At 67.9% G+C, this 18,754-nt stretch carries 20 protein-coding genes; 3 read left to right on the forward strand and 17 right to left on the reverse strand.

Annotation, left to right across the window (positions count from 1 at the left end; all coding sequences use genetic code 11):
• Positions 1-54 precede the first annotated feature (54 nt).
• Positions 55-657: a DUF937 domain-containing protein gene (locus QRO95_RS09985; RefSeq protein ID WP_049424483.1), complete on the forward strand. Its 603-nt coding sequence runs from the start codon at positions 55-57 to the stop codon at positions 655-657.
• A 72-nt stretch (positions 658-729) separates the two neighbouring features.
• Here the strand turns inward: QRO95_RS09985 and QRO95_RS09990 are convergent, their stop codons facing one another.
• The 3 genes from QRO95_RS09990 to QRO95_RS10000 all read right to left on the reverse strand — a co-directional run bounded on the left by QRO95_RS09990 (position 730) and on the right by QRO95_RS10000 (position 2,687).
• Positions 730-1,917 carry a glycoside hydrolase family 5 protein gene (locus tag QRO95_RS09990; protein WP_285302446.1) on the reverse strand — a complete coding sequence of 396 codons (1,188 nt, stop codon included), beginning with the start codon at positions 1,915-1,917 and terminating at the stop codon, positions 730-732.
• A 113-nt stretch (positions 1,918-2,030) separates the two neighbouring features.
• Positions 2,031-2,438, reverse strand: a complete 408-nt coding sequence (locus QRO95_RS09995) for an RNA-binding S4 domain-containing protein (protein WP_004149153.1) — start codon at positions 2,436-2,438, stop codon at positions 2,031-2,033.
• A gap of 9 nt (positions 2,439-2,447) precedes the next feature.
• Positions 2,448-2,687, reverse strand: coding sequence for a hypothetical protein (locus QRO95_RS10000; protein WP_285302447.1), 240 nt, complete (start codon positions 2,685-2,687; stop codon positions 2,448-2,450).
• A 62-nt stretch (positions 2,688-2,749) separates the two neighbouring features.
• On the opposite strand from QRO95_RS10000, the gene QRO95_RS10005 reads away from it, so the two are divergent.
• Positions 2,750-4,210: an MATE family efflux transporter gene (locus tag QRO95_RS10005; RefSeq protein WP_285302448.1), complete on the forward strand. Its 1,461-nt coding sequence runs from the start codon at positions 2,750-2,752 to the stop codon at positions 4,208-4,210.
• 69 nt (positions 4,211-4,279) lie between these two features.
• On the opposite strand, the gene QRO95_RS10010 is transcribed toward QRO95_RS10005, so the two are convergent.
• The 10 genes from QRO95_RS10010 to ffh all read right to left on the reverse strand — a co-directional run bounded on the left by QRO95_RS10010 (position 4,280) and on the right by ffh (position 11,299).
• Positions 4,280-4,687 carry a DUF1801 domain-containing protein gene (locus tag QRO95_RS10010; RefSeq protein ID WP_285302449.1) on the reverse strand — a complete coding sequence of 136 codons (408 nt, stop codon included), beginning with the start codon at positions 4,685-4,687 and terminating at the stop codon, positions 4,280-4,282.
• Positions 4,688-4,725: 38 nt separating this feature from the next.
• The gene (locus tag QRO95_RS10015; protein WP_285302450.1) at positions 4,726-5,160 is read right to left on the reverse strand and encodes a DUF1801 domain-containing protein; all 435 of its coding nucleotides are present in this window, start codon (positions 5,158-5,160) and stop codon (positions 4,726-4,728) included.
• 79 nt (positions 5,161-5,239) lie between these two features.
• Complete coding sequence (locus QRO95_RS10020) at positions 5,240-5,620, reverse strand: DUF6404 family protein (RefSeq protein ID WP_049462347.1); 381 nt, start codon at positions 5,618-5,620, stop codon at positions 5,240-5,242.
• Between the two features lie 82 nt (positions 5,621-5,702).
• Entirely contained in the window at positions 5,703-6,104 is a 402-nt protein-coding gene (gene rplS, locus QRO95_RS10025; RefSeq protein WP_005408597.1) for a 50S ribosomal protein L19, read from the reverse strand.
• Positions 6,105-6,258: 154 nt separating this feature from the next.
• Entirely contained in the window at positions 6,259-7,017 is a 759-nt protein-coding gene (gene trmD, locus QRO95_RS10030) for a tRNA (guanosine(37)-N1)-methyltransferase TrmD (protein ID WP_285302451.1), read from the reverse strand.
• A gap of 8 nt (positions 7,018-7,025) precedes the next feature.
• Positions 7,026-7,538, reverse strand: coding sequence for a ribosome maturation factor RimM (rimM, locus tag QRO95_RS10035; RefSeq protein ID WP_010483256.1), 513 nt, complete (start codon positions 7,536-7,538; stop codon positions 7,026-7,028).
• A 44-nt stretch (positions 7,539-7,582) separates the two neighbouring features.
• Entirely contained in the window at positions 7,583-7,843 is a 261-nt protein-coding gene (gene rpsP / locus QRO95_RS10040; protein WP_005415733.1) for a 30S ribosomal protein S16, read from the reverse strand.
• A 131-nt stretch (positions 7,844-7,974) separates the two neighbouring features.
• A complete protein-coding gene (locus QRO95_RS10045; RefSeq protein WP_285302452.1) occupies positions 7,975-8,757 on the reverse strand; it encodes an aminotransferase class IV family protein in 783 nt (260 codons plus the stop codon).
• Positions 8,754-9,830 (reverse strand): nitronate monooxygenase family protein, encoded by a 1,077-nt coding sequence (locus tag QRO95_RS10050; RefSeq protein ID WP_285302453.1) that lies wholly within the window; start codon positions 9,828-9,830, stop codon positions 8,754-8,756. The genes QRO95_RS10045 and QRO95_RS10050 overlap by 4 nt, the downstream gene beginning before the upstream one ends.
• 92 nt (positions 9,831-9,922) lie before the next feature.
• Positions 9,923-11,299 carry a signal recognition particle protein gene (ffh, locus tag QRO95_RS10055; RefSeq protein WP_005408591.1) on the reverse strand — a complete coding sequence of 459 codons (1,377 nt, stop codon included), beginning with the start codon at positions 11,297-11,299 and terminating at the stop codon, positions 9,923-9,925.
• Positions 11,300-11,421: 122 nt separating this feature from the next.
• On the opposite strand from ffh, the gene QRO95_RS10060 reads away from it, so the two are divergent.
• Positions 11,422-12,216 (forward strand): inner membrane protein YpjD, encoded by a 795-nt coding sequence (locus QRO95_RS10060; protein WP_032127560.1) that lies wholly within the window; start codon positions 11,422-11,424, stop codon positions 12,214-12,216.
• A gap of 90 nt (positions 12,217-12,306) precedes the next feature.
• Here QRO95_RS10060 and QRO95_RS10065 read toward each other — a convergent pair whose 3' ends face one another.
• The 4 genes from QRO95_RS10065 to radA all read right to left on the reverse strand — a co-directional run bounded on the left by QRO95_RS10065 (position 12,307) and on the right by radA (position 18,596).
• Positions 12,307-12,771: a hypothetical protein gene (locus tag QRO95_RS10065; protein ID WP_121503901.1), complete on the reverse strand. Its 465-nt coding sequence runs from the start codon at positions 12,769-12,771 to the stop codon at positions 12,307-12,309.
• A gap of 92 nt (positions 12,772-12,863) precedes the next feature.
• Complete coding sequence (locus tag QRO95_RS10070) at positions 12,864-15,170, reverse strand: tetratricopeptide repeat protein (protein ID WP_285302454.1); 2,307 nt, start codon at positions 15,168-15,170, stop codon at positions 12,864-12,866.
• A gap of 48 nt (positions 15,171-15,218) precedes the next feature.
• Positions 15,219-17,075, reverse strand: coding sequence for an ATP-binding protein (locus QRO95_RS10075; protein WP_285302455.1), 1,857 nt, complete (start codon positions 17,073-17,075; stop codon positions 15,219-15,221).
• 144 nt (positions 17,076-17,219) lie between these two features.
• The gene (gene radA, locus QRO95_RS10080; RefSeq protein WP_014646395.1) at positions 17,220-18,596 is read right to left on the reverse strand and encodes a DNA repair protein RadA; all 1,377 of its coding nucleotides are present in this window, start codon (positions 18,594-18,596) and stop codon (positions 17,220-17,222) included.
• Between the last annotated feature and the right edge of the window lie 158 nt (positions 18,597-18,754).

The raw sequence follows: 18,754 nt of genomic DNA on the forward strand, positions 1-18,754 counted from the left end.
TAACGGTCCGCGTCGTACCTTCTGCACGCCCAACCCCAATCAAGGATTCCGCAGATGAGCCTGACCGATGAACTTCTCGCCAAATTGCAGGGCGCCCCGCTGCAGCAGGTGTCGCAGCAGCTCGGCATCAGCGATACCCAGGCTTCCGGCGCGATCAGTGCCGCGCTGCCGGTGCTGATGGGCGCGCTGGGCAACAACGCCTCGCAGCCGCAGGGCGCGCAGGCACTGCTCGGCGCCTTGCAGAACAACCACAGCGGCCTGGACCTGGGCAGCGTGCTCGGCTCGGTGCTGGGCGGCGGTGGCGGTGGTGCCGCCAGCGACGGCGCCGGCATCCTCGGCCACATCTTCGGCGGCAGCCAGCAGAAGGTGGAAACCGGCCTGGCCCAGGCCACCCAGCTCGACAGTGGCCGCACCAGCCAGCTGCTGCAGATCCTCGCACCGATCGTGATGGCCTTCCTCGCCCAGCGCCTCGGTGGCGGCCAGGCCGATGCCGGCTCGCTCAGTCAGGCGCTCGGCCAGGAAAAGCAGCAGGTGCAGCAGCAGGGCGGTCTTGCCGGTGGCCTGCTCGGCAGCCTGCTGGACCAGGATGGTGATGGTCAGCTGGGCGTGGGCGATCTGCTCAAGCTGGGCGGCAATCTGCTCGGCGGCAAGCGCTGAGGGAAAGCCTGGCCGGACATGGGCCGGCGCTACCGGCATCGCCATGGGTAGCGCCGGGCCAGGCCCGGCGGCTTACCGGTTGCCCGCCTTCAAACGCTGCAGGATCGGTGCGAACAAGGGCGCCTGCATCGAGCGCGGCGGCTCGACATGGCCGCCCTTTTCCTGCGCCTGCCAGTACGACCACGGCAGCGGCTTGTCGCCCAGTTCGTAGTCCATGCCGTCCCAGCCATCCTCGCGGAAGGCGTAGAAGGCCCAGTGCACCTTGTCCTGCTCCAGCACCTGCAGCACATCCTGCAGGTAGCGGCTGCAGTCCGGCCACCGCCGCATGCAGCCGAATTCGGCCACCACCATGCGGTTGGCACCGACGCCATGCGAGGCGGCCCACGTCATCGGCTGCTGCAGGTAACGGCGTACACGCGCCGCATCCCAATGCTCGCTGCCTGCACCGAACGGCACCTGCGCCGGATAGCGCCAGGGTTTGGCACGCGTCTGGTTCGGTGCACTGGTTGCTGCATACGGCTCGTACATGTGCACGCTGTACAGCAGCTTCGAATCCGCCAGCGGTGCCGGCCAGTAGTTGAAACCGTCGGCGGCGGCATACCAGCCCGCATCCAGCATCAGCGGCATCGCGGTGTCGACCTCGCGGATGCTGGCGATCAGCTCCGAGTAGAAGCGGCGCAGATCGCGTGGGCCGTCCTGCACACCGGCATACCACCGCTGCATCGCCTCAGTGGACGCATGCTCGGCCAGGCCTGCACCGTACTCGGGCACCGGCTCATTGATGAGGTTGTAGGCGGCCAAGGCAGGATGACCCTTCAGCGCCGTGGCCAGGTCATGCCAGAAGCGACGGGCCGGCACATGGTTGTCGAAGGACTGCCACAGGCGCTGGTCGACCACATCGCCGTTGTGCTGCTTCCAGCGCAGCAACGGCAGCGACAGCGGCGTCAGCACCACTTTCAGCCCGGCCGCTTCGGCGTCATCCAGCACCCGCCGCAGCGTGGCCAGGTCGGCCGGAACCAGTCCGCGATAGTCATCGGCGTTGCCGATCAGGAAGTCACGACCGCCCTGCCCCTTCCACTTGTCCGGCACCAGCCGCACCCAGGTCGCACCGGTCGCACGCAGCGCCTCGAAGTATTTCCGGTCCGGAGGCGACATGTTCATGCTGTTGCCACCGCGTTGCGGAACGTCCCAGAAGGTGATGTCGGCAGCGTGCAGTGGCGCAGCAGCAAGCAGGGACAGGCATAACAGCAGACGACGCATGGGCAGGCCTTCGATAGGTGAAAAACCAGCCTGCCCAGCGCAATCCGAACGTACCGTGACCGGCGCTTTGTTTCGCACCGCGATAGGAACAATCCGTTGGAATCAGGATTTCGCTAGAGCGCGTCGATGTCACCCAACGCCCGGATCAAACGCCGCGCGCGCTTGTCCGGCTTGTGTTCCGGCGGCTGGAAACCATCGCGTGCCGCGATGCGCAGTGCACGCTGTTCGGCACGGCGCGCCTTCGAAGCCTCGCTCTCGGCGTACAGCTGCTGTGCCGTTGGCGCCGGCCCGCGCTGGTCGCTCAGGCCCAGCACCTGGATCTCGAAATGCTCCTCACCGCGGTCGACCTGCAGCTGCTCGCCAACACGCACCGCGCGCGAGGATTTCGGGCGCTGCCCGGCCACGCTGACCTTGCCGGTCTCGATGGCCTGCTTGGCCAGGCTGCGGGTCTTGAAGAAACGGGCCGCCCACAACCAGATGTCCAGGCGGACACTGGGCGACAACGGGGAAAGCTCAGGCATCGGTGCGGACTACTCCGGTGGCTTGTTCAGGGGGCGCGGGTTATCGGGGTCGGTGCGGCAGCCGCTGCCCCCGATCAAGGTGGGTACACCAGCGGACAGGTCCTGGCGCTGGCTGCCGACCAGGCACTCGGGGCGGTCGGTTGGCCGCACCTGGGTATCGCCCAGCCGGTCACCTGTCGAACATGCGGCCAGTGCGACGCCGATCAAGGCCAACGCCATGCTCCATTTCACCTGCAGTCGTTGATGCATTGCCACATCCTGCAAACCGGCTTGGTGCTAGTGTGCGCCTCCCGGGATTCGATCACCACTCCATGGCCAAAGCGCCGCTTGACCTGACCTCCGGCCCGATCGGCCGCAATCTTCTGCTGTTTTCACTACCGATCCTGGCAGGCAACATCGCGCAGTCGCTGAACGGTTCGGTGAATGCGGTCTGGGTGGGGCGCTTCCTCGGCGAGGCGGCACTGACCGCCACCGCGAACGCCAACAACATCATGTTCTTCCTGATCGGCTCGGTGTTCGGCTTCGGCATGGCCTCGACCATCCTGATCGGCCAGGCAATCGGCGCGCGCGACATCGCGCAGGCGCGGCGCGTGGTTGGCACCAGCGCTACCTTCTTCATTGGCCTGTCGGTGATCATCGCCATCGCCGGCTGGTTCATGGCCCATCCGCTGCTGGCGGCGATGGGTACACCGGCCGCCTCGCTGCCGCTGGCCGAGGCCTACCTGCAGATCATCTTCCTGGCGATGCCGACGCTGTACGCGTTCGCCTTCCTCACCGCCGCACTGCGCGGTGCCGGTGACTCGCGCACGCCGTTCCGCTTCCTGATGGTGTCGGTGGCGCTGGACATCGTGCTGAACCCGGTGCTGATCTTCGGCATGGGGCCGTTCCCCGCGCTGGGTATCGCCGGCTCGGCCTGGGCCACGCTGGTCGCGCAGACGCTGTCGCTGGCCGGCCTGCTGCTGTACATGCGGCACAAGCGCCACACCCTGTGGCTGGGCCGCGCCGACCTGCGCCTGTTCAAGCTCGACCTGACCATCCTCAAGGCGCTGGTGATCAAGGGTGTGCCGATGGGCCTGCAGATGGTGCTGATCTCGCTGTCGGTGATCCTGCTGATGACCATGGTCAACCAATACGGCACCGACACCGGCGCCGGTTACGGCGCTGCCCTGCAGCTGTGGAACTACCTGCAGATGCCGGCGATGGCGATCGGTGCGGCGTGCTCGTCGATGGCCGCGCAGAACGTCGGTGCGCAGCGCTGGGATCGCGTGCGCGGCACTGCGCGCCAGGGCGTGCTGTTCAACTTCCTGTTGACCGGCGCGCTGATCCTGCCGCTGGTGCTGTTCGACCGCCAGCTGCTGGCGCTGTTCCTGCCGCCGGCCAGCCAGGCGCTGGACATCGCCCGCCACCTCAACCACGTGGTGATCGGCTCGTTCCTGTTCTTCGGCGTCAGCTTCGTGATCTCCGGCGTGGTGCGCTCGACCGGCGCGGTGATTCCGCCATTGCTGATCCTGGCCGGCTCACTGTGGGGCGTGCGCGTGCCGTTCGCCGAACTGCTGCAGCCGTACTGGGGCGCCGACGCGATCTGGTGGAGCTTCCCGGTCAGCTCGCTGGTGTCGATGCTGCTGTCACTGGCCTATTACCGCTGGGGCGGCTGGCGCAAGGCGAAGATGATGGGCAAGCCCTCGCACGCCGAAGAACTGGCCACGCCGTCGGAGATTCCGGCCTGCCCGCCGTCGCCGGTGGCCGACCCGGATGCCGCGCCACTGCGGTAGTGCCGGCCGCTGGCCGGCACCTTCAAACCTCCCCGGAAGCATCGCGCAACAGCCGGCCAGCGGCCGGCTCTACCGCTTCTTCTTCGCCGCGTTGAACGTGGCCGCCGCGCGCATCAGCGCCTTGAACGCGGCGACATCCGGCATCGCGCCTTCATGGATGTCGATCGCACGTCGCGTGTTGCCGTCCAGGCTGGCGTTGAACAGGCCCTTCGGATCGGCCAACGCCGCACCGTTGGCAAAGGTCAGCTTCACCGCCTGTTTGTAGGTTTCGCCGGTGCACAGGATGCCGTTGTGCTCCCACACCGGTGTACCGCGCCACTTCCAGGTTTCCTGCACGTCCGGCAGCGCCTCATGGATCAAGGCACGCACGCGTGCCAGCGCCTCGCCACGCCAGTCGCCCAGCTCGGCGATGCGTGCATCGATCAGTTCAGCGGCCGGGGTTCCGGCATCGGCAGGGTTCGGTGCATGCGTGGCCATCAGCGGTTCTCGTCGGCAGGGAGATCGGAACGATGCACTTACATGCGCTCGCCGGGCAATGCCGCGGCCTGGCGCACCCAGTCGAGGAACTGCGCCTCATCCAACGCACCCTCCTGCTGGATGTGCAGGTAGCGCGTATCGGCACTCCTGGACGGCTCGGGCGGCACCGGCTTCAGCGCAGCGCCGCGGAAGAACGCCACCTTGATGTAGCGGGTGAAGCAGTGGAAGCTGAGAAACCAGCCTTCGCCCGGCGCAACCGCATACATCGGCGAATTCCACTTCACTGCCTTGTACACACCGGGTACAGCCTGTTCGATCAGCGCGTCCAGCTGTGCTCCGATCGGCCGCTTCCAGTCCGGCATCGCCGCGATATAGGCCTGCACCGGCGCATCGCCTTCGCCCTTGGCGATCTGCGGGTTGCCGCCTGACAACAGCGCGGGCGCGGTGGAAGGTGCGGTTCGCTTGGCAGGCATCGCACAGCACGTCCATCGGGATGAAACCGCAGCCTAGCGCGGCCTGTCCCCAACGGTCACGGCGCAGTGCGCCATCGGCTCAGTCCGCTTGCCGCGCCCGGAACTGCTGCCAGTCCGGCAGCTTGCGGTGGCGGCGCAGCGAACGCATCAGCGCCGCCATCACAATGCCGAACAGCGCACCGGCCACCAGGCCGGCCGCCAGCAGCAGGGCCAGCGGGCGCTCACTGCCCTGCCACAGCATCAGCCACATCAGCGCGGTCCAGAACAGCCCGAACAGCAGGCCCTGCACCAGCGCATTGGTGCCGAAGCCGGCCAGGATCGGCGGTGGCAGTGCGATGCCCATGCGCCACAGAAGGCGATGCAGCAGCGGTGCCGACTGCACGCGCGCCAGCCCCTTGCCGTCGAGGAAGCGCAGCGCCGACTGGATCACGGCGGGATAGCGCGGATTGATGTCGTTCATCCCCTGATCGTGGCCGATGCGATGCCGGAAACGCAAACGGCCACCCGAAGGTGGCCGTCGCGGCAACAACCGAAGTTGTTTATCAGGCCTTTTCGGCCAGACGGGCAGCCTTGGCGGCAGCAGCGGCAGCCAGGTCTTCCTTGATGCGGGCAGCCTTGCCTTCCAGGCCACGCAGGTAGTACAGCTTGCCGGCGCGGACCTTACCACGACGCTTCACTTCGACCGAGTCGATGATGGCGCTGTGGGTCTGGAAAACGCGCTCGACGCCGTAGCCGTGCGAGATCTTGCGGACGGTGAACGAGGAGTTCAGGCCGGCGTTCTTGGTGGCGATGACAACGCCTTCGTAGGCCTGCACGCGCTCGCGGCTGCCTTCCTTCACCTTCACGTTGACGACAACGGTGTCGCCCTGGCTGAACTTCGGCAGTTCACGGGTGATCTGGGCGGATTCGAATTCCGCGACGATGGACTTGTTCAGCTTGCTCATGGGTTACACCGATTCTTGTTCGGGTGGGCGTGTCGTATCGACAACGTAGGCTCATGCAGTCACCGGACTGTGCTGCACGTTTGTTTTGGGTACTGCGCGCGCCGGCCGGGGCCGACGGGAATTGGCCATGATAGCCGATAACGCCAGCCCTGCGCTAGGGGCTGGCCTTGTGTTTCTGGGCCTGACGGGCCTGCTCCAGCAGCTTGCGGTCGGCCTTGCCCAGCGCCTGTTCATCCAGCAGGTCCGGGCGCCGCTCGGCGGTACGGACCAGCGACTGCTGCCGGCGCCAGGCCGCGATGGCCGCGTGGTTGCCCGAGCGCAGCACGTCCGGCACGTCACCCAGCGGGTGCTGGGCCGGCTGGCTGTAATGCGGGCAGTCGAGCAGGCCGAGGTCACCCTCGAAGCTGTCCTGCGCCGCCGATTCCGCGTCGTTCAGGGCACCGTCCTGCAGGCGGGCCACGGCGTCGATGATCACCGCCGCGCCCAGCTCGCCACCGGACAGCACGTAGTCGCCGAGGGAAATCTCCTCGTCGACATTGGCCTCCAGGAAACGCTCGTCGATGCCTTCGTAGCGACCACAGAGCAGGACCATGCGCGGCAGCGCCGCCAGTTCCCGCACTTTGGCCTGGGTCAACGGCGCCCCCTGCGGGCTGAGATGGATCACCCGCGCCGGGGTCGGATCAGCATCACGGATCGCCTGCAGGCAGGCCTGCAGCGGCTCGATCAGCATCACCATGCCCGGGCCACCACCGAACGGACGGTCGTCCACCCGGCGGTAGTTGCCTTCGGCGTAATCACGGGGATTCCAGCCATGCAGGCTGAACAGGCCCTTCTCCTGCGCGCGCCCGACCACGCCCAGTCCAGCGGACTGGGCGAGGAACTCGGGGAACAGGGTGATGACGTCGAAACGCATGCTCACACTCAGAACTCGGGATCCCAGTCGACCACGACCAGGTTGGCCTCGAAGTCGACCGACTTGACGAAGTCCGGCTGCACGAACGGAATCATCCGTTCGCGGTCACCACGGACCACCACCACGTCGTTGGCGCCGGTGCTGAACAGGTGCGAGACCTGGCCCAGGGCAACGCCCTCGGTGGTCTTCACGTCCAGGCCTTCCAGGTCCACCCAGTAATACTCATCGGGCTTCGGCGGCGGCAACGCACTGCGGGCCACGTAGATCTCGGTGCCGTGCATCGCTTCAACGGTATCGCGGTCCTCGACGCCGGGGAAACGGGCGACCAGGTGCTTGCCGCTGTCGCGGCCGCGTACACCTTCAATCGTGGTTTCCACGCCGGACGGGCTGCGCACGATCCACGGCTGGTAACGGAAAATGGCGGAACGTGGCTCGGTCCAGGACTCGAGCTTGATCTCGCCGCGCACACCAAAAGCGCCGACAACCCTGCCCAGCAGGATGCGGCGCTCGATATCTTTCATCTGCTTCAACCAAGAGGGCCACGCCGAAGCGTGGCCCGTCAGGATCAGGCCGCAGCGGCCTGGGACTTGGTCGCTTCCTTGATCAGGTTGCGGACCTTGTCGGTCGGCTGGGCGCCGTTCTTGACCCAATGGTCAACGCGGGCCAGGTCCAGCTCGATGCGCTTCTCGGCGCCCTGGGCGACCGGGTTGTAGAAGCCAACGCGCTCGATGTTGCGGCCGTCGCGCGCGCTGCGCACGTCGGTGACGATGATGTGGTAGAACGGACGCTTCTTGGCGCCGCCGCGGGTCAGTCGAATCTTGACCATGGTGTTTTTCCTATTGCCCAGTCGCCAGGATGGCGAGGTAAGCGGGCGATTATAGCGGCAGAGCCCGGCCGAGCCAACCCCGGGGTGAATCCGCCTTCACGGCAGCGCCGGGCCATGCCCTGCGGGGGTTTTCACCCCAATCTGTCCCAAGCCACCGCCGCCAGCACTGCCCTGCCCTGTTCAGCCAGTGCCTGCGAACCCGGCAGGACATGCCCGTCGATGGCGTCCAGCGCCCATAGGCCGCTGGCGTTGCAGGCAAAAGCGGCCTTCACGCTATCCAGTTCAGCCAATGCCAACGGCCGCGTCAGCTGTGCCCCCGGCCAATGCTGCTTCAACAACGTCTCGGCAGTACCGCGCAGGGCCGGCGCCTGTGGCCAGAGCAGGCGCTCACCATCGTGCACGGCCAGGTTCCAGGTGCTGCCTTCACTCATCTCGCCATCGGCGGTCACGAACAGCACATCGTCGAACCCTTCCGCCATCGCCGCACGGCGCTCGGCAAACAGGCCGAAGGTGCCGACGTGCTTGATCTGCGGCAGCTCGCGCTGCCACATCACGCTGCGCACCCGCTTCGGTGCGGTCAGCGCCACCGGCGCGGACACCGCCACCAGCACGTCCACCGGTACGGCCGCCAGCGGATTGCGGAAATCGAAGCGGCGCGAGTACACCGTCACCCGCAGCGACGCATCGGCCAGGCCGGCCTGCTGCAGGGCGTGCGCCATCCACGCCTGCACCTGCGCGGCATCCAGCTCGCTGCCGAACAGTTCGCGCGTGGCCTGCGACAGCCGCGCCAGATGCAGGTCCAGTCCCTGCACGGCGTGACCGCGCACCTGCAGCGAGGTGAAGTGGCCATAGTTGACCAGCGCAGGCAGCAGATCCTCCACCTGCACCGGTTGGCCGTTGCAGGTCACGGTCATCGCAGCAGCGCCTGCGCCTGTTCCCACATGCCGCGCAATACGTCGGCGGCCGGCTGTGCCGGGGCCATCCACGCCGACTGCCCGGCCCAGGCCTGCATCGCCGCCAGACGATTTTCCTGCACGGCCTGCCTGCGCATCGGCGCGGTCAGGCCGCGCTGCACCGGGTACGGGCGTGGCGCCGGTGCGCCTTCCGCAGCGGCGGCGCGCACATAGGGTGTCGCCAGGCCACGCCCCAGGCGGCCACTGAAGGCGCGGGTCGGCCAGGTATCTTCGGGTTCGCTGGCCGCCAATCCATCGGCCCACGCCGAAGCAATCGCCGCTTCGGGCGTGCGCAGGAAGGCAGTGCCGATCTGCACGGCGCTGGCCCCCAGGGTGAGCGCGGCGGCAATGCCGCGACCGTCGGCGATGCCACCGGCAGCAATCACCGGAATCTGCAGGTGGTCGGCCAGGCGTGGCAACAACGCAAACAGGCCAACCAGCTGGCGCTCGGCCATCGCCGGATCGAACGCGCCGCGATGGCCACCGGCTTCCACGCCCTGTGCCACCACCGCGTCGGCACCGGCGTCCTGTGCCGCACGCGCTTCGGACAAGGTGGTCGCACAGGCGATCCAGGCAATGCCGGCATCCTTCAACTGCTGTACGTGGCGCGGCAGCAGCACGCCCATGATGGTCGAGGCCACCGCCGGGCGCGCCGCCAGCAGCGCGGCGAACTGTTCTTCGAAGTCGGCGGGCGTGGCATCGGCGGCGCTGGCCGGCACGTCCGGACCCCACTGCGCGAGGAAGGCGCGGCTGGCGGCTTCAGCGGCGACATCACGGGTCGGTGCCGGGTCCGGCACCCACAGGTTCACCTGTGCGGGGCCCGTCGAGGCAGCGCGGAAGTCATCCATCCAGTGGCCGATATCGGCCGATGACGACAGCACCGCGCCCATTGCACCCATGCTGCCGGCATTGGCCAACGCAGCCGACAGCGGCACCGGACAGGCACCGGCCATCGGTGCCAGCAGGATCGGAAGCTGCAATGAAAAACGCCGACAGAAGGTGTCGGCGCGTTCAAGAATCGGCGATGCGTTCACGCGACATACCTGTTGGAGAAGTCGCCGCCCAGCATACGCCAGTCATTGTGACCCGGGGCCGGATCGCGATGCGCGCCGGCCCCGTCGCTGCATCAACGGAACGGCATGCCGCGGCCGCCCATGGCGCCCATCATGCCCTTCATGCTGCGCAACATGCCCTTCATGCCGCCGCCGGCCATCTTGCTCATCATCTTTTCCATCTGCATGTACTGCTTCATCAGCTTGTTGACGTCGGCCGGGGTCACGCCCGAGCCCTTGGCGATGCGCGCGCGGCGCGAGCCGTTGAGCAGGTTCGGGTTGCGCCGTTCCTTCTTGGTCATCGAGCTGATGATGGCGATCATGCGCGGCACTTCCTTGCCCTGGCTGACCTGCTGCTTCAGATGGTCGGGGATGTTGCCCAGGCCCGGCAGCTTGTCCATCAGGCCGCCGATGCCGCCCATGTTCTGCATCTGCTCCAGCTGGTCACGCATGTCGTTCAGGTCGAACTTCTTGCCCTTGGCGACCTTCTCGGCCAGCTTGGCGGCCTTGTCCTTGTCGACCTGCTGCTCGACCTGCTCGACCAGCGACAGCACGTCGCCCATGTCGAGGATGCGGCTGGCGATACGGTCCGGGTGGAATACGTCCAGGCCCTCCGGCTTCTCGCTGACACCGACGAACTTGATCGGCTTGCCGGTGATGTAGCGCACGCTCAGCGCGGCACCGCCACGGGCGTCACCGTCGGTCTTGGTCAGCACCACGCCGGTCAGCGGCAGGGCGTCGCCGAAGGCCTTGGCGGTGTTGGCCGCGTCCTGGCCGGTCATGGCGTCGACCACGAACAGGGTTTCGGCCGGATTCACCGCCGCGTGCAGGGCCTTGATCTCGGCCATCATTGCTTCGTCGATGGCCAGGCGGCCGGCGGTATCGACCAGCAGCACGTCGACGAACGACTTGCGCGCATCGTCGATGGCGGCGCGGACGATGGCTTCCGGCTTCTGGTCGGCGCTGGACGGGAAGAACAGCACGCCGACCTGCTCGGCCAGGGTCTTCAGCTGCTCGATCGCGGCCGGACGGTAGACGTCGGCCGAGACCACCATCACCTTCTTCTTGCGCTTTTCCTTCAGGTGCTTGGCCAGCTTGCCCACCGTGGTGGTCTTGCCGGCGCCCTGCAGGCCCGCCATCAGGATGATGGCCGGAGCGGGCACATTGAGGTTCAGGTCGCTGGCTTCGGCGCCCATCACCGCGGTCAGCTCGTCGCGCACGACCTTGATCAGGGCCTGGCCCGGGGTCAGCGACTTCAGCACTTCCTGGCCGACCGCCCGCACCTTGATGCGTTCGATCAGGGCCTGCACCACCGGCAGCGCAACGTCGGCTTCGAGCAGCGCGATGCGGACCTCACGGGTGGCCTCGCGGATGTTCTCCTCGGTCAGGCGGCCGCGGCCACGCAGGCGCTCGATGGTGCCGGAAAGGCGCTGGGTCAGTGACTCGAACATGCGGCGCAACCTGTCTGAAAGCGGGGGACAATAAGGCAGACAGTATAACGGGTCCGCTCCCCTCCCCGGACTGCGACCACAGGGCCGTCGCCACCACCGCAGGGGTATGCGAAACTGCAACGATGTTAATCGTTCTCATCGCCGCCCTGCTCTACCTGGCCGCCAGCGCCCTGCTGGTGCGTGCGCTTGGCCGCGATGAAAGCACCGGCTCCCCCGCCTGGCTGTGGCCCGCCCTGCCGGCGATGCTGCTGCACGGCGGCTACCACGTGATGGTGGCCATGCGCACCAACGGCGGGCCGGACATGCACTTCTTCGCCGCGCTGTCGCTGGTCGGCCTGGGCATGGCCTGGCTGACCTCGCTGGTCGGCGCGCGCGGGCGCATGTCGGCGCTGGGCGTGGTGGTGTTCCCGCTGGCCGCGGTACTGCTGCTGGCCTACCACGGCTACGGCCACGAACCGAGCAAGGTGCTGGGCTGGCGCCTGGCCAGCCACGCCTGGCTGGCGCTGCTGGCCTACGCCACGCTGAGCATCGCCGCGCTGCTGGCGATCATGCTGTGGCTGCAGGAACGCGCCCTGCGCCGCCGCGAGTTCCGGCCGTGGCTGCGCGCCCTGCCGCCGCTGGCCGATCTGGAATCGCTGCTGTTCCGGGTGATCACCGTCGGCTTCGCGCTGCTGACCTTGACCCTGGTCACCGGCGTGCTGTTCGTCGACGACCTGCTGGCGCAGAAGCTGGTGCACAAGACCGTGCTGAGCGTGCTGTCGTGGATCGTGTTCGGCGTGCTGCTGATCGGCCGTCGCCGCTACGGCTGGCGCGGCATGAAGGCGGTGCACTGGACGCTGGCGGCAATGCTGTTGCTGCTGCTGGCCTTCTTCGGCAGCCAGTTCGTGATCGAACTGGTGTTCGGGCATTCGCGATAGCGGTGTGCCGGCCAACGGTCGGCACCCACCCGGGTAGTGCCGGCCGCTGGCCGGCAACAGGACCGCACCCTGCGTGGATGCCGCAGACGGTCAAGGCAGCGGCTGGGCCAGGATCTTCCGTACCGAGCGACCGCTGTTGGTGAGGATGTCATCCACCTGCCAGCAGCCCTGCCCCTGGCGCACCATCGGCAACCGGGTCACGTAGGCCTTCTTCCATACCGAATAGCGCATCTCGACCTGGCCGGACGTCGCCGAGACCTCTTTCCAGATGTAGCGCACCGGACTCTCGATGTCGCCATCCTGCGCATCCAGCCACGGGTCCGAATCGATGGTGCAGATGCCTTCCTCGCGCGTCTGGCAGGCGCGCTCGCCACGCAGGGCCTTGCCGAAGGCCGGGCTGACCAGCGCCGGCGGCGATTCCAGCAGATCGCCATTGCCGGTGGTTGCCTCGTAGAAGGCACGGGCGACAGCCACTGGTTCCTGGCAGGCCGGTGCGGCCTGCACGGCGGGGGCCAGCAGCAGCCCGGCGATCATGAACATCCCTGTCTTCCGCATGTATTTCTCCTTGAGGTAGTGCCGGCCGCTGGCCGGCAACACAGAATATCCCGGCGCTGCCGGCCAGCGGCCGGCACTACCCGATACCCGGCTTACAAGCCGTAACGCTCGATCACGTCCAGGTGCGGCTGGCGATCCTGGTCGCAGGCTTCGGCCAGCCGCAGCCAGCAATGCGGATGCTGCCACTTCGCGGTTTCCTGCTGCAGGAAGCGGTGCAGCGCCAGCGGTGCATGGTCCTGCGGCTGGGCGACGGTGAACAGCAGGCCCGGCAGCGTGCCCTCCTCCTCGTCCGGATCGGTCACGGTGTAGTCCGGGCGGCTGTGCGACCACACCTGCCAGCCCTGCGCCTCGGCCGCTGCGACAAAGGCATCCCACGCATCTTCGCCCGGGTGCGCGCCGTCGATCAGCCAGCTGCGGGCGAAGCCGCCGCGCTCCAGCACATGCACCTGCGCATAGGTCGGGATGAAATGCTCGCGCGCTTCCTCCTCCTCCGGCGCCGGGTGCACCAGCGCAGCATCGAACACCACCCAGTCGCCTACCTGCTGGGCACGGTTGGCCGGTGCGTTCTCGACGATACGTGCGGTGACCGGGCCACTGCGGCGCGCGTAGTACTCCATCGGCTCGCCGTTCTCTTCGCTGCGGATGATCACCCAGCCCCACGGCTCCTCGACCACGCCGTCCTGGCTGGACAGCTCCATGCCGATCGCCGCCGCCGAGCGGCGCACCGCATCCCAGTCGCGTGCCGCGCTGGCCGCGCTCATGTGGTCCCAGTGTGCGGCGTTGGGTTCTTCCAGCAGCTCCACCAGCTGCGCATAGCAGGCCTGCGCCTCGCTGAAGCGACCGGTTTCCATGTACATCCGCGCCAGCGTACCGCGTGCGCCATGCGAGCCCGGCGAGGCCGCCAGCAGCGCCTGCGCGGCCTGCTCCAGTGCCGGCCAGTCGGACACGCGACGGGCGCGCTGCACCTCGCACCAGTGCGCGAACACCGGCACGCTGCCGCGATAGGCATCAGCCAGCTGGCGCAGGCCTTCGTCGTCGCCCTGCTCGGTCAGCCAGCGCATCAGCGTGTAGGCGGCCGGGCCATCATCCTGCGTGTGTGCGCGCACGAAGCGCCACAGCAATGCGCGCGCTTCCGTCTGCGCCCCACAGGCGCTCAGCGCGGAGGCAGCCATCTCGGCCAGCGCCTCGTCATCTGGCAGCTGCGCCTGTGCCTGCAGCAGCCACTGCGCCTCACGTTCGGGATCGCGCGACTGATTCTGCTCTCCCTGTTCGTTCAGCCAAACCAGTAGTTCAGCGGCTGGCACCGGCAGCGGCGCCACATCCGGCAATGCATCGATGCGTGCCGCCAGGCCGGCCACCAGCGCAGCCGCACCCCGGTCCTGGCGCAGCTGTGCCAGATGGGTACGCGCCAGTTCCAGCTGGCGCAGCGCCACCCAGCGTGCGCCACGCTGCAGGGCCAGCTCCAGGCTCAGCGCAGCGACTTCGATCAGCAGGCGGTGCGAGCCAACCTCGGCAAAGTGTTCGATGATGGTGTTGAAACGCGTACCCAGGTCCCAGGTATTGCGTGCGGGATCACGCCGGCACAGCGCTGCGGCGGTGTTCGCCCACAGCCGCCAGTAGGTAGGCGTCAGCTCGCTCCACGGCACCAGCTGCTGCAGGGCCTCTTCGTCGCGGTCCAGCTGGGCCAGCGCCCACGCCTTGGACAGGCGGCGCGGCACCGTGCAGTTGGCCGGCTCGTACTCGTCGGACGCCGCCACTTCGGCCTCGCGCTTCTCGATCAGCAGCAGCGCTTCTTCGGCGCGGCCCATGCCCAGCAGGATCTTGATCTGCATCTCCGGGAAGCTGTCGAACACTTCCTTGCCGCAGGCCTCGATCGCGTCGGACTGCACCTGCAGGTAATCCAGTGCCTCCTGGCCGCGGCCATCATCAAGCAGTGCATCGGCCTTCTCGCAGCTCAGGCACTGGAAGCAGGCCCAGCTCGGGTCAATGCGGCCCAGCGTCTCGTCGCACACCTCGATGCGCTCCGGCACCCAGCCGGGGCCATCGATGTTGCCGTAGCAGGCGGCAAGATCCTGGGTCACGCAGATCGACTGCGGGCATTCCAGGGTGTCCTCGCGATGCGCACGCTCGAACAGCGCCACGGCTTCGCCCAGCGCGCTCTCGCCTTCGACGCGGTTGCCGACGCGGTTGCGCAGCGCCCAGTGGCCGACGTAGACGTCGACCCACGGGTTGTCCAGCGCCTTGCCCAGCGCACGCGCTTCGGGCAGCAGCGCGTCGACGCGGTCGACACGCAGTTCGCTCACCTCGTCGGCGAGGCGGTTCAGCAGGTGCGCATTCTGCGCCTGGCCGGCCTGGCGCAGGTCACCCTGCAGTTTTTCGACCCAGTTCCAGATGTCCATGGGGTAAGTACTCCTGTCTAGCGAAGGCTGGATGAGAGGATGCGGTGCTCAGCGCAGCATCTGCTGCAGGGCACCGGCGATATCGGTGAAGGCGCCGTTGAGATCCGGGCCGGGCGTGGCGGTCGCACGGGCCAGTGGACGGCCCTGCGCGGCGACGATGATTTTCAGTGAGCGCAGCAGGCGCGCTGCGGCTTCGGCCTGCGGGTGGCCCTCGCGCTGGGCGCGCAGCAGCGCCTGCACCGCGGGGTTGTCGAGGTTGAGGTACAGCCGCGATGGCGCACGCGATTCGATGCGCGCGGTGAACTGACGCGCCAGCCGCAGCGCCGCCATTGAAACGCGCTTGTCGTTCTCATCGTCCTCCAGGCGCTGCTTCAGCTCGGCTTCGCGGTCGGGCACCACCACCACCGGCAGCGACTCGGGACTGAAGCGTGCCGGCAGCAATTGTTCGCCGTCACCCAGCTGCTCGCGCAGCCATGCCAGCTGCGCCTCGTCGAGGCTGTCATCGCTGCGGAACAGCGCGCGGTTGCCCTGCTCGGTGCCGAGCTCGACCAGACGCAGGCCCTTGGCCTGGGCCCAGCGCCGCAGGAACGGCACCACCGCATAGCGATGGCCATGCGCGACCGGCACGCCCATCGCACGGAACAGCATTTCCTCGAAGCCGCCGCCGTTGTCGAGGATCACGTGCACGGCACCGCGTGCGGGCAGCGCACTGGCCGGCAGGTCGCCCTGCGAGGTCGGCACGCGCACGTGTTCCAGCAACAGGTCGAACAGGCGGTCATCGCACAGCGCCGCGCCCAGCAGCGCCTCGTTGTGGCGGCTCAATACACGTCGCCACGCTTCCGGCTGCTGCCGCGCGACGTCGGCCAGGCCATCAATCAGCGCCTCCAGCAACGCATGCTGCACGGCGCGGTACTGGTCGTCGCGCTGCAGGTCTTCGCGGCTGGCGGTAGGCGTGAGCCGCGAGGATTCGATCACCCCGCCGATGAAGCCCGCCCACGGCGGCAGCAGGTCACGCGCATCGTCGTCCAGCAGCATGCCGCGCACGAACACCGACAGGTTGCGGTTGTCACTGGTGCCGTAGGTGGCACCGTCCTGCACCCACAGCAGGCCGGTGGCATCGCTGTTGCCATCGGCACGCAGCGGCACGGTGACGATCGGCTCGAAATCATGTTCGAAACGCGCCGCGAACTGCAGCGCCTGGCGACGCGCCTGCACCGGATGCAGGGCCACATCGCCCTGGCCGCGCCACGGCGGCGGCTCGGGGTTGAGCGCCTCGCCTGCAGCACCGATGAAGATCGGCTCGGACAGCAGCGCGCAGTAGCGACCCAGCACTTCGTGCAGGCGCGCCTCGTTGGCCAGCGGCAGGAAGTCCGGATGCAGCTCCAGTTCCACCTCGGTACCGACCGCGCGTGCCGGCACTTCGCTGACGGTGTACTGCTCGGCGTTGCTGGACACGTACAGATGGCCCAGTTCCGGCGTCTGGTACGAGGTGGTGCGCACGCTGACCCGGCGCGCCAGCACGAAGGCCGACAGGAAGCCGAGGCCGAACATGCCGATCAGGCCCTCATCGTCCTCGCCGCCCTGGCGCAGGCCGCGGGTGTAGCCGACGCCGACGGTGGCCAGGTAATCGTGGATCTCCTGGCGGGTCAGGCCGGCGCCGGTATCGATGATGCGCAGCACGCCGGCAGCGGCATCGACCTGTACCGCGATGCGCGAGGGCACCTCGACGCCGGGCTGCTCGATGCGGCGGCGGATGATCGAGTCGTGCGCGTTCTGCACCAGCTCACGCAGTGCCACCACCGGGGTGGAATACAGGTGCTTGCCCAGCACCGTCATCAGTCCATTGAGATCGACCCCGGCACGACGGATTTCGGCGTTGGGGGCGGTGAGCGCGGTGTCCTGCATGTAATCGTTTACTCCTGGGCACGGAAAGACGCCAGAGGGCGTCTTCGTCGAGCGGGAAAAACTAGCACAGGGAGGCTGACCGTTACCGTGTCGGCCGCCGTATTCCACGTGCGCTGTGGTGACGCCGGGCCATGCCCGACGCGATCACGCCGCGTCGATAGCCTCGGACAGACGCTCCACCGCGATCACTTCCATGCCCTTCACCGAGCCGCCCTTGGGAGCATTGGCCTTGGGCACGATGGCGCGCTTGAAACCATGGGTGGCGGCCTCGCGCAGGCGGTCTTCGCCATTGGGTACCGGTCGGATCTCGCCGGACAGGCCAACCTCGCCAAACGCAATCGTCTTTTCCGCCAGCGGCCGGTCCTGCAGCGAGGACAGCACCGCCAGCAGCACCGGCAGGTCGGCAGCGGTCTCCTGCACGCGGATGCCACCGACCACGTTGACGAACACGTCCTGGTCGCCGACCAGCACGCCGCCGTGGCGATGCAGCACCGCCAGCAGCATGGCCAGCCGGTTCTGCTCCAGGCCAACCGCGACACGGCGCGGGTTCGACAGCGGCGACGCATCGACCAGCGCCTGCACTTCCACCAGCAGCGGCCGGGTACCCTCGCGGGTGACCATCACACAGCTGCCCGGCTGGTGGGTGCTGCCTCCGGACAGGAAGATCGCCGACGGATTGGAGACCTCCTTCAGGCCCTTGTCGCCCATCGCGAACACGCCCAGCTCGTTGACCGCACCGAAGCGGTTCTTGAACGCGCGCAGCAGGCGGAAGCGGCTGCCGCTCTCGCCTTCGAAGTAGAGCACGGCATCGACCATGTGCTCGAGCACGCGCGGGCCGGCAATGCCGCCCTCCTTGGTCACATGGCCGACCAGGAACACGGCGGTGCCGGTCTCCTTGGCGAAGCGCACCAGACGCGCCGCGCTCTCGCGCACCTGGCTGACCGAACCCGGCGCGGCGGTCAGGCTCTCGGTCCACAGGGTCTGCACGGAGTCGGCCACGATCAGCCGTGGGCCGGCCTTGGACGCATGCTGCAGGATCGACTCGACGCCGGTCTCGGCCAGCGCGTTGACACCATCCAGCGGCAATTCCAGCCGGTGTGCGCGGCCGGCCACCTGGGCCAGCGACTCCTCGCCGGTGACGTACAGCACCGGCAGCTCGGCCGCCATCTTCGCCACCGCCTGCAGCAGCAGGGTCGACTTGCCGATGCCCGGGTCGCCACCAACCAGTACCACCGCGCCCTCGACCAGGCCACCGCCCAGCACGCGATCGAACTCGCCGATACCGGTCGAGACACGGCGATGCTCGGTCTGCTCCACGTCCTTCAGGGCGGTGATCTTCGGCGGGTCGATCTTGCCGGCCCAGCCGGCCCGGCGCGACGCGGGCGCCTTGGCCGCCGCCGCGCTCTCCAGCACGATTTCCGACAGCGAGTTCCAGGCGTTGCACTCGGTGCACTGGCCCTGCCACTTGCTGAATTCGGCGCCGCATTCATTGCAGACGTAGGCGGTGCGGGCTTTTGCCATCGGATGATTTCCAGCAACGGGAACAGGCGTGGCAGGATAGCCGAGCCGGGTCGCAGGTGCTGCGACCGCTCAAGTCCCGCCCACCCGCGCCGATAGCTGTCGCGGGCGTGCGCCTTGCGGGCGCCCCTCCCTCCCCCTCTGGATTCAACATGACTGGC

Source organism: Stenotrophomonas maltophilia group sp. Smal13, assembly GCF_030236855.1.
Taxonomy (GTDB): Bacteria; Pseudomonadota; Gammaproteobacteria; order Xanthomonadales; family Xanthomonadaceae; genus Stenotrophomonas; species Stenotrophomonas maltophilia_A.

What these genes read in the sequence shown, in the direction of transcription:
- QRO95_RS09985 (WP_049424483.1), top strand. Translation starts at nt 55, where the DNA reads ATGAGCCTGACCGATGAACTTCTCGCCAAATTGCAGGGCGCCCCGCTG.
- QRO95_RS09990 (WP_285302446.1), bottom strand. Translation starts at nt 1,917, where the DNA reads ATGCGTCGTCTGCTGTTATGCCTGTCCCTGCTTGCTGCTGCGCCACTG.
- QRO95_RS09995 (WP_004149153.1), bottom strand. Translation starts at nt 2,438, where the DNA reads ATGCCTGAGCTTTCCCCGTTGTCGCCCAGTGTCCGCCTGGACATCTGG.
- QRO95_RS10000 (WP_285302447.1), bottom strand. Translation starts at nt 2,687, where the DNA reads ATGCATCAACGACTGCAGGTGAAATGGAGCATGGCGTTGGCCTTGATC.
- QRO95_RS10005 (WP_285302448.1), top strand. Translation starts at nt 2,750, where the DNA reads ATGGCCAAAGCGCCGCTTGACCTGACCTCCGGCCCGATCGGCCGCAAT.
- QRO95_RS10010 (WP_285302449.1), bottom strand. Translation starts at nt 4,687, where the DNA reads ATGGCCACGCATGCACCGAACCCTGCCGATGCCGGAACCCCGGCCGCT.
- QRO95_RS10015 (WP_285302450.1), bottom strand. Translation starts at nt 5,160, where the DNA reads ATGCCTGCCAAGCGAACCGCACCTTCCACCGCGCCCGCGCTGTTGTCA.
- QRO95_RS10020 (WP_049462347.1), bottom strand. Translation starts at nt 5,620, where the DNA reads ATGAACGACATCAATCCGCGCTATCCCGCCGTGATCCAGTCGGCGCTG.
- rplS (WP_005408597.1), bottom strand. Translation starts at nt 6,104, where the DNA reads ATGAGCAAGCTGAACAAGTCCATCGTCGCGGAATTCGAATCCGCCCAG.
- trmD (WP_285302451.1), bottom strand. Translation starts at nt 7,017, where the DNA reads ATGCGTTTCGACGTCATCACCCTGTTCCCCGAGTTCCTCGCCCAGTCC.
- rimM (WP_010483256.1), bottom strand. Translation starts at nt 7,538, where the DNA reads ATGAAAGATATCGAGCGCCGCATCCTGCTGGGCAGGGTTGTCGGCGCT.
- rpsP (WP_005415733.1), bottom strand. Translation starts at nt 7,843, where the DNA reads ATGGTCAAGATTCGACTGACCCGCGGCGGCGCCAAGAAGCGTCCGTTC.
- QRO95_RS10045 (WP_285302452.1), bottom strand. Translation starts at nt 8,757, where the DNA reads ATGACCGTGACCTGCAACGGCCAACCGGTGCAGGTGGAGGATCTGCTG.
- ffh (WP_005408591.1), bottom strand. Translation starts at nt 11,299, where the DNA reads ATGTTCGAGTCACTGACCCAGCGCCTTTCCGGCACCATCGAGCGCCTG.
- QRO95_RS10060 (WP_032127560.1), top strand. Translation starts at nt 11,422, where the DNA reads ATGTTAATCGTTCTCATCGCCGCCCTGCTCTACCTGGCCGCCAGCGCC.
- QRO95_RS10065 (WP_121503901.1), bottom strand. Translation starts at nt 12,771, where the DNA reads ATGCGGAAGACAGGGATGTTCATGATCGCCGGGCTGCTGCTGGCCCCC.
- QRO95_RS10070 (WP_285302454.1), bottom strand. Translation starts at nt 15,170, where the DNA reads ATGGACATCTGGAACTGGGTCGAAAAACTGCAGGGTGACCTGCGCCAG.
- QRO95_RS10075 (WP_285302455.1), bottom strand. Translation starts at nt 17,075, where the DNA reads ATGCAGGACACCGCGCTCACCGCCCCCAACGCCGAAATCCGTCGTGCC.
- radA (WP_014646395.1), bottom strand. Translation starts at nt 18,596, where the DNA reads ATGGCAAAAGCCCGCACCGCCTACGTCTGCAATGAATGCGGCGCCGAA.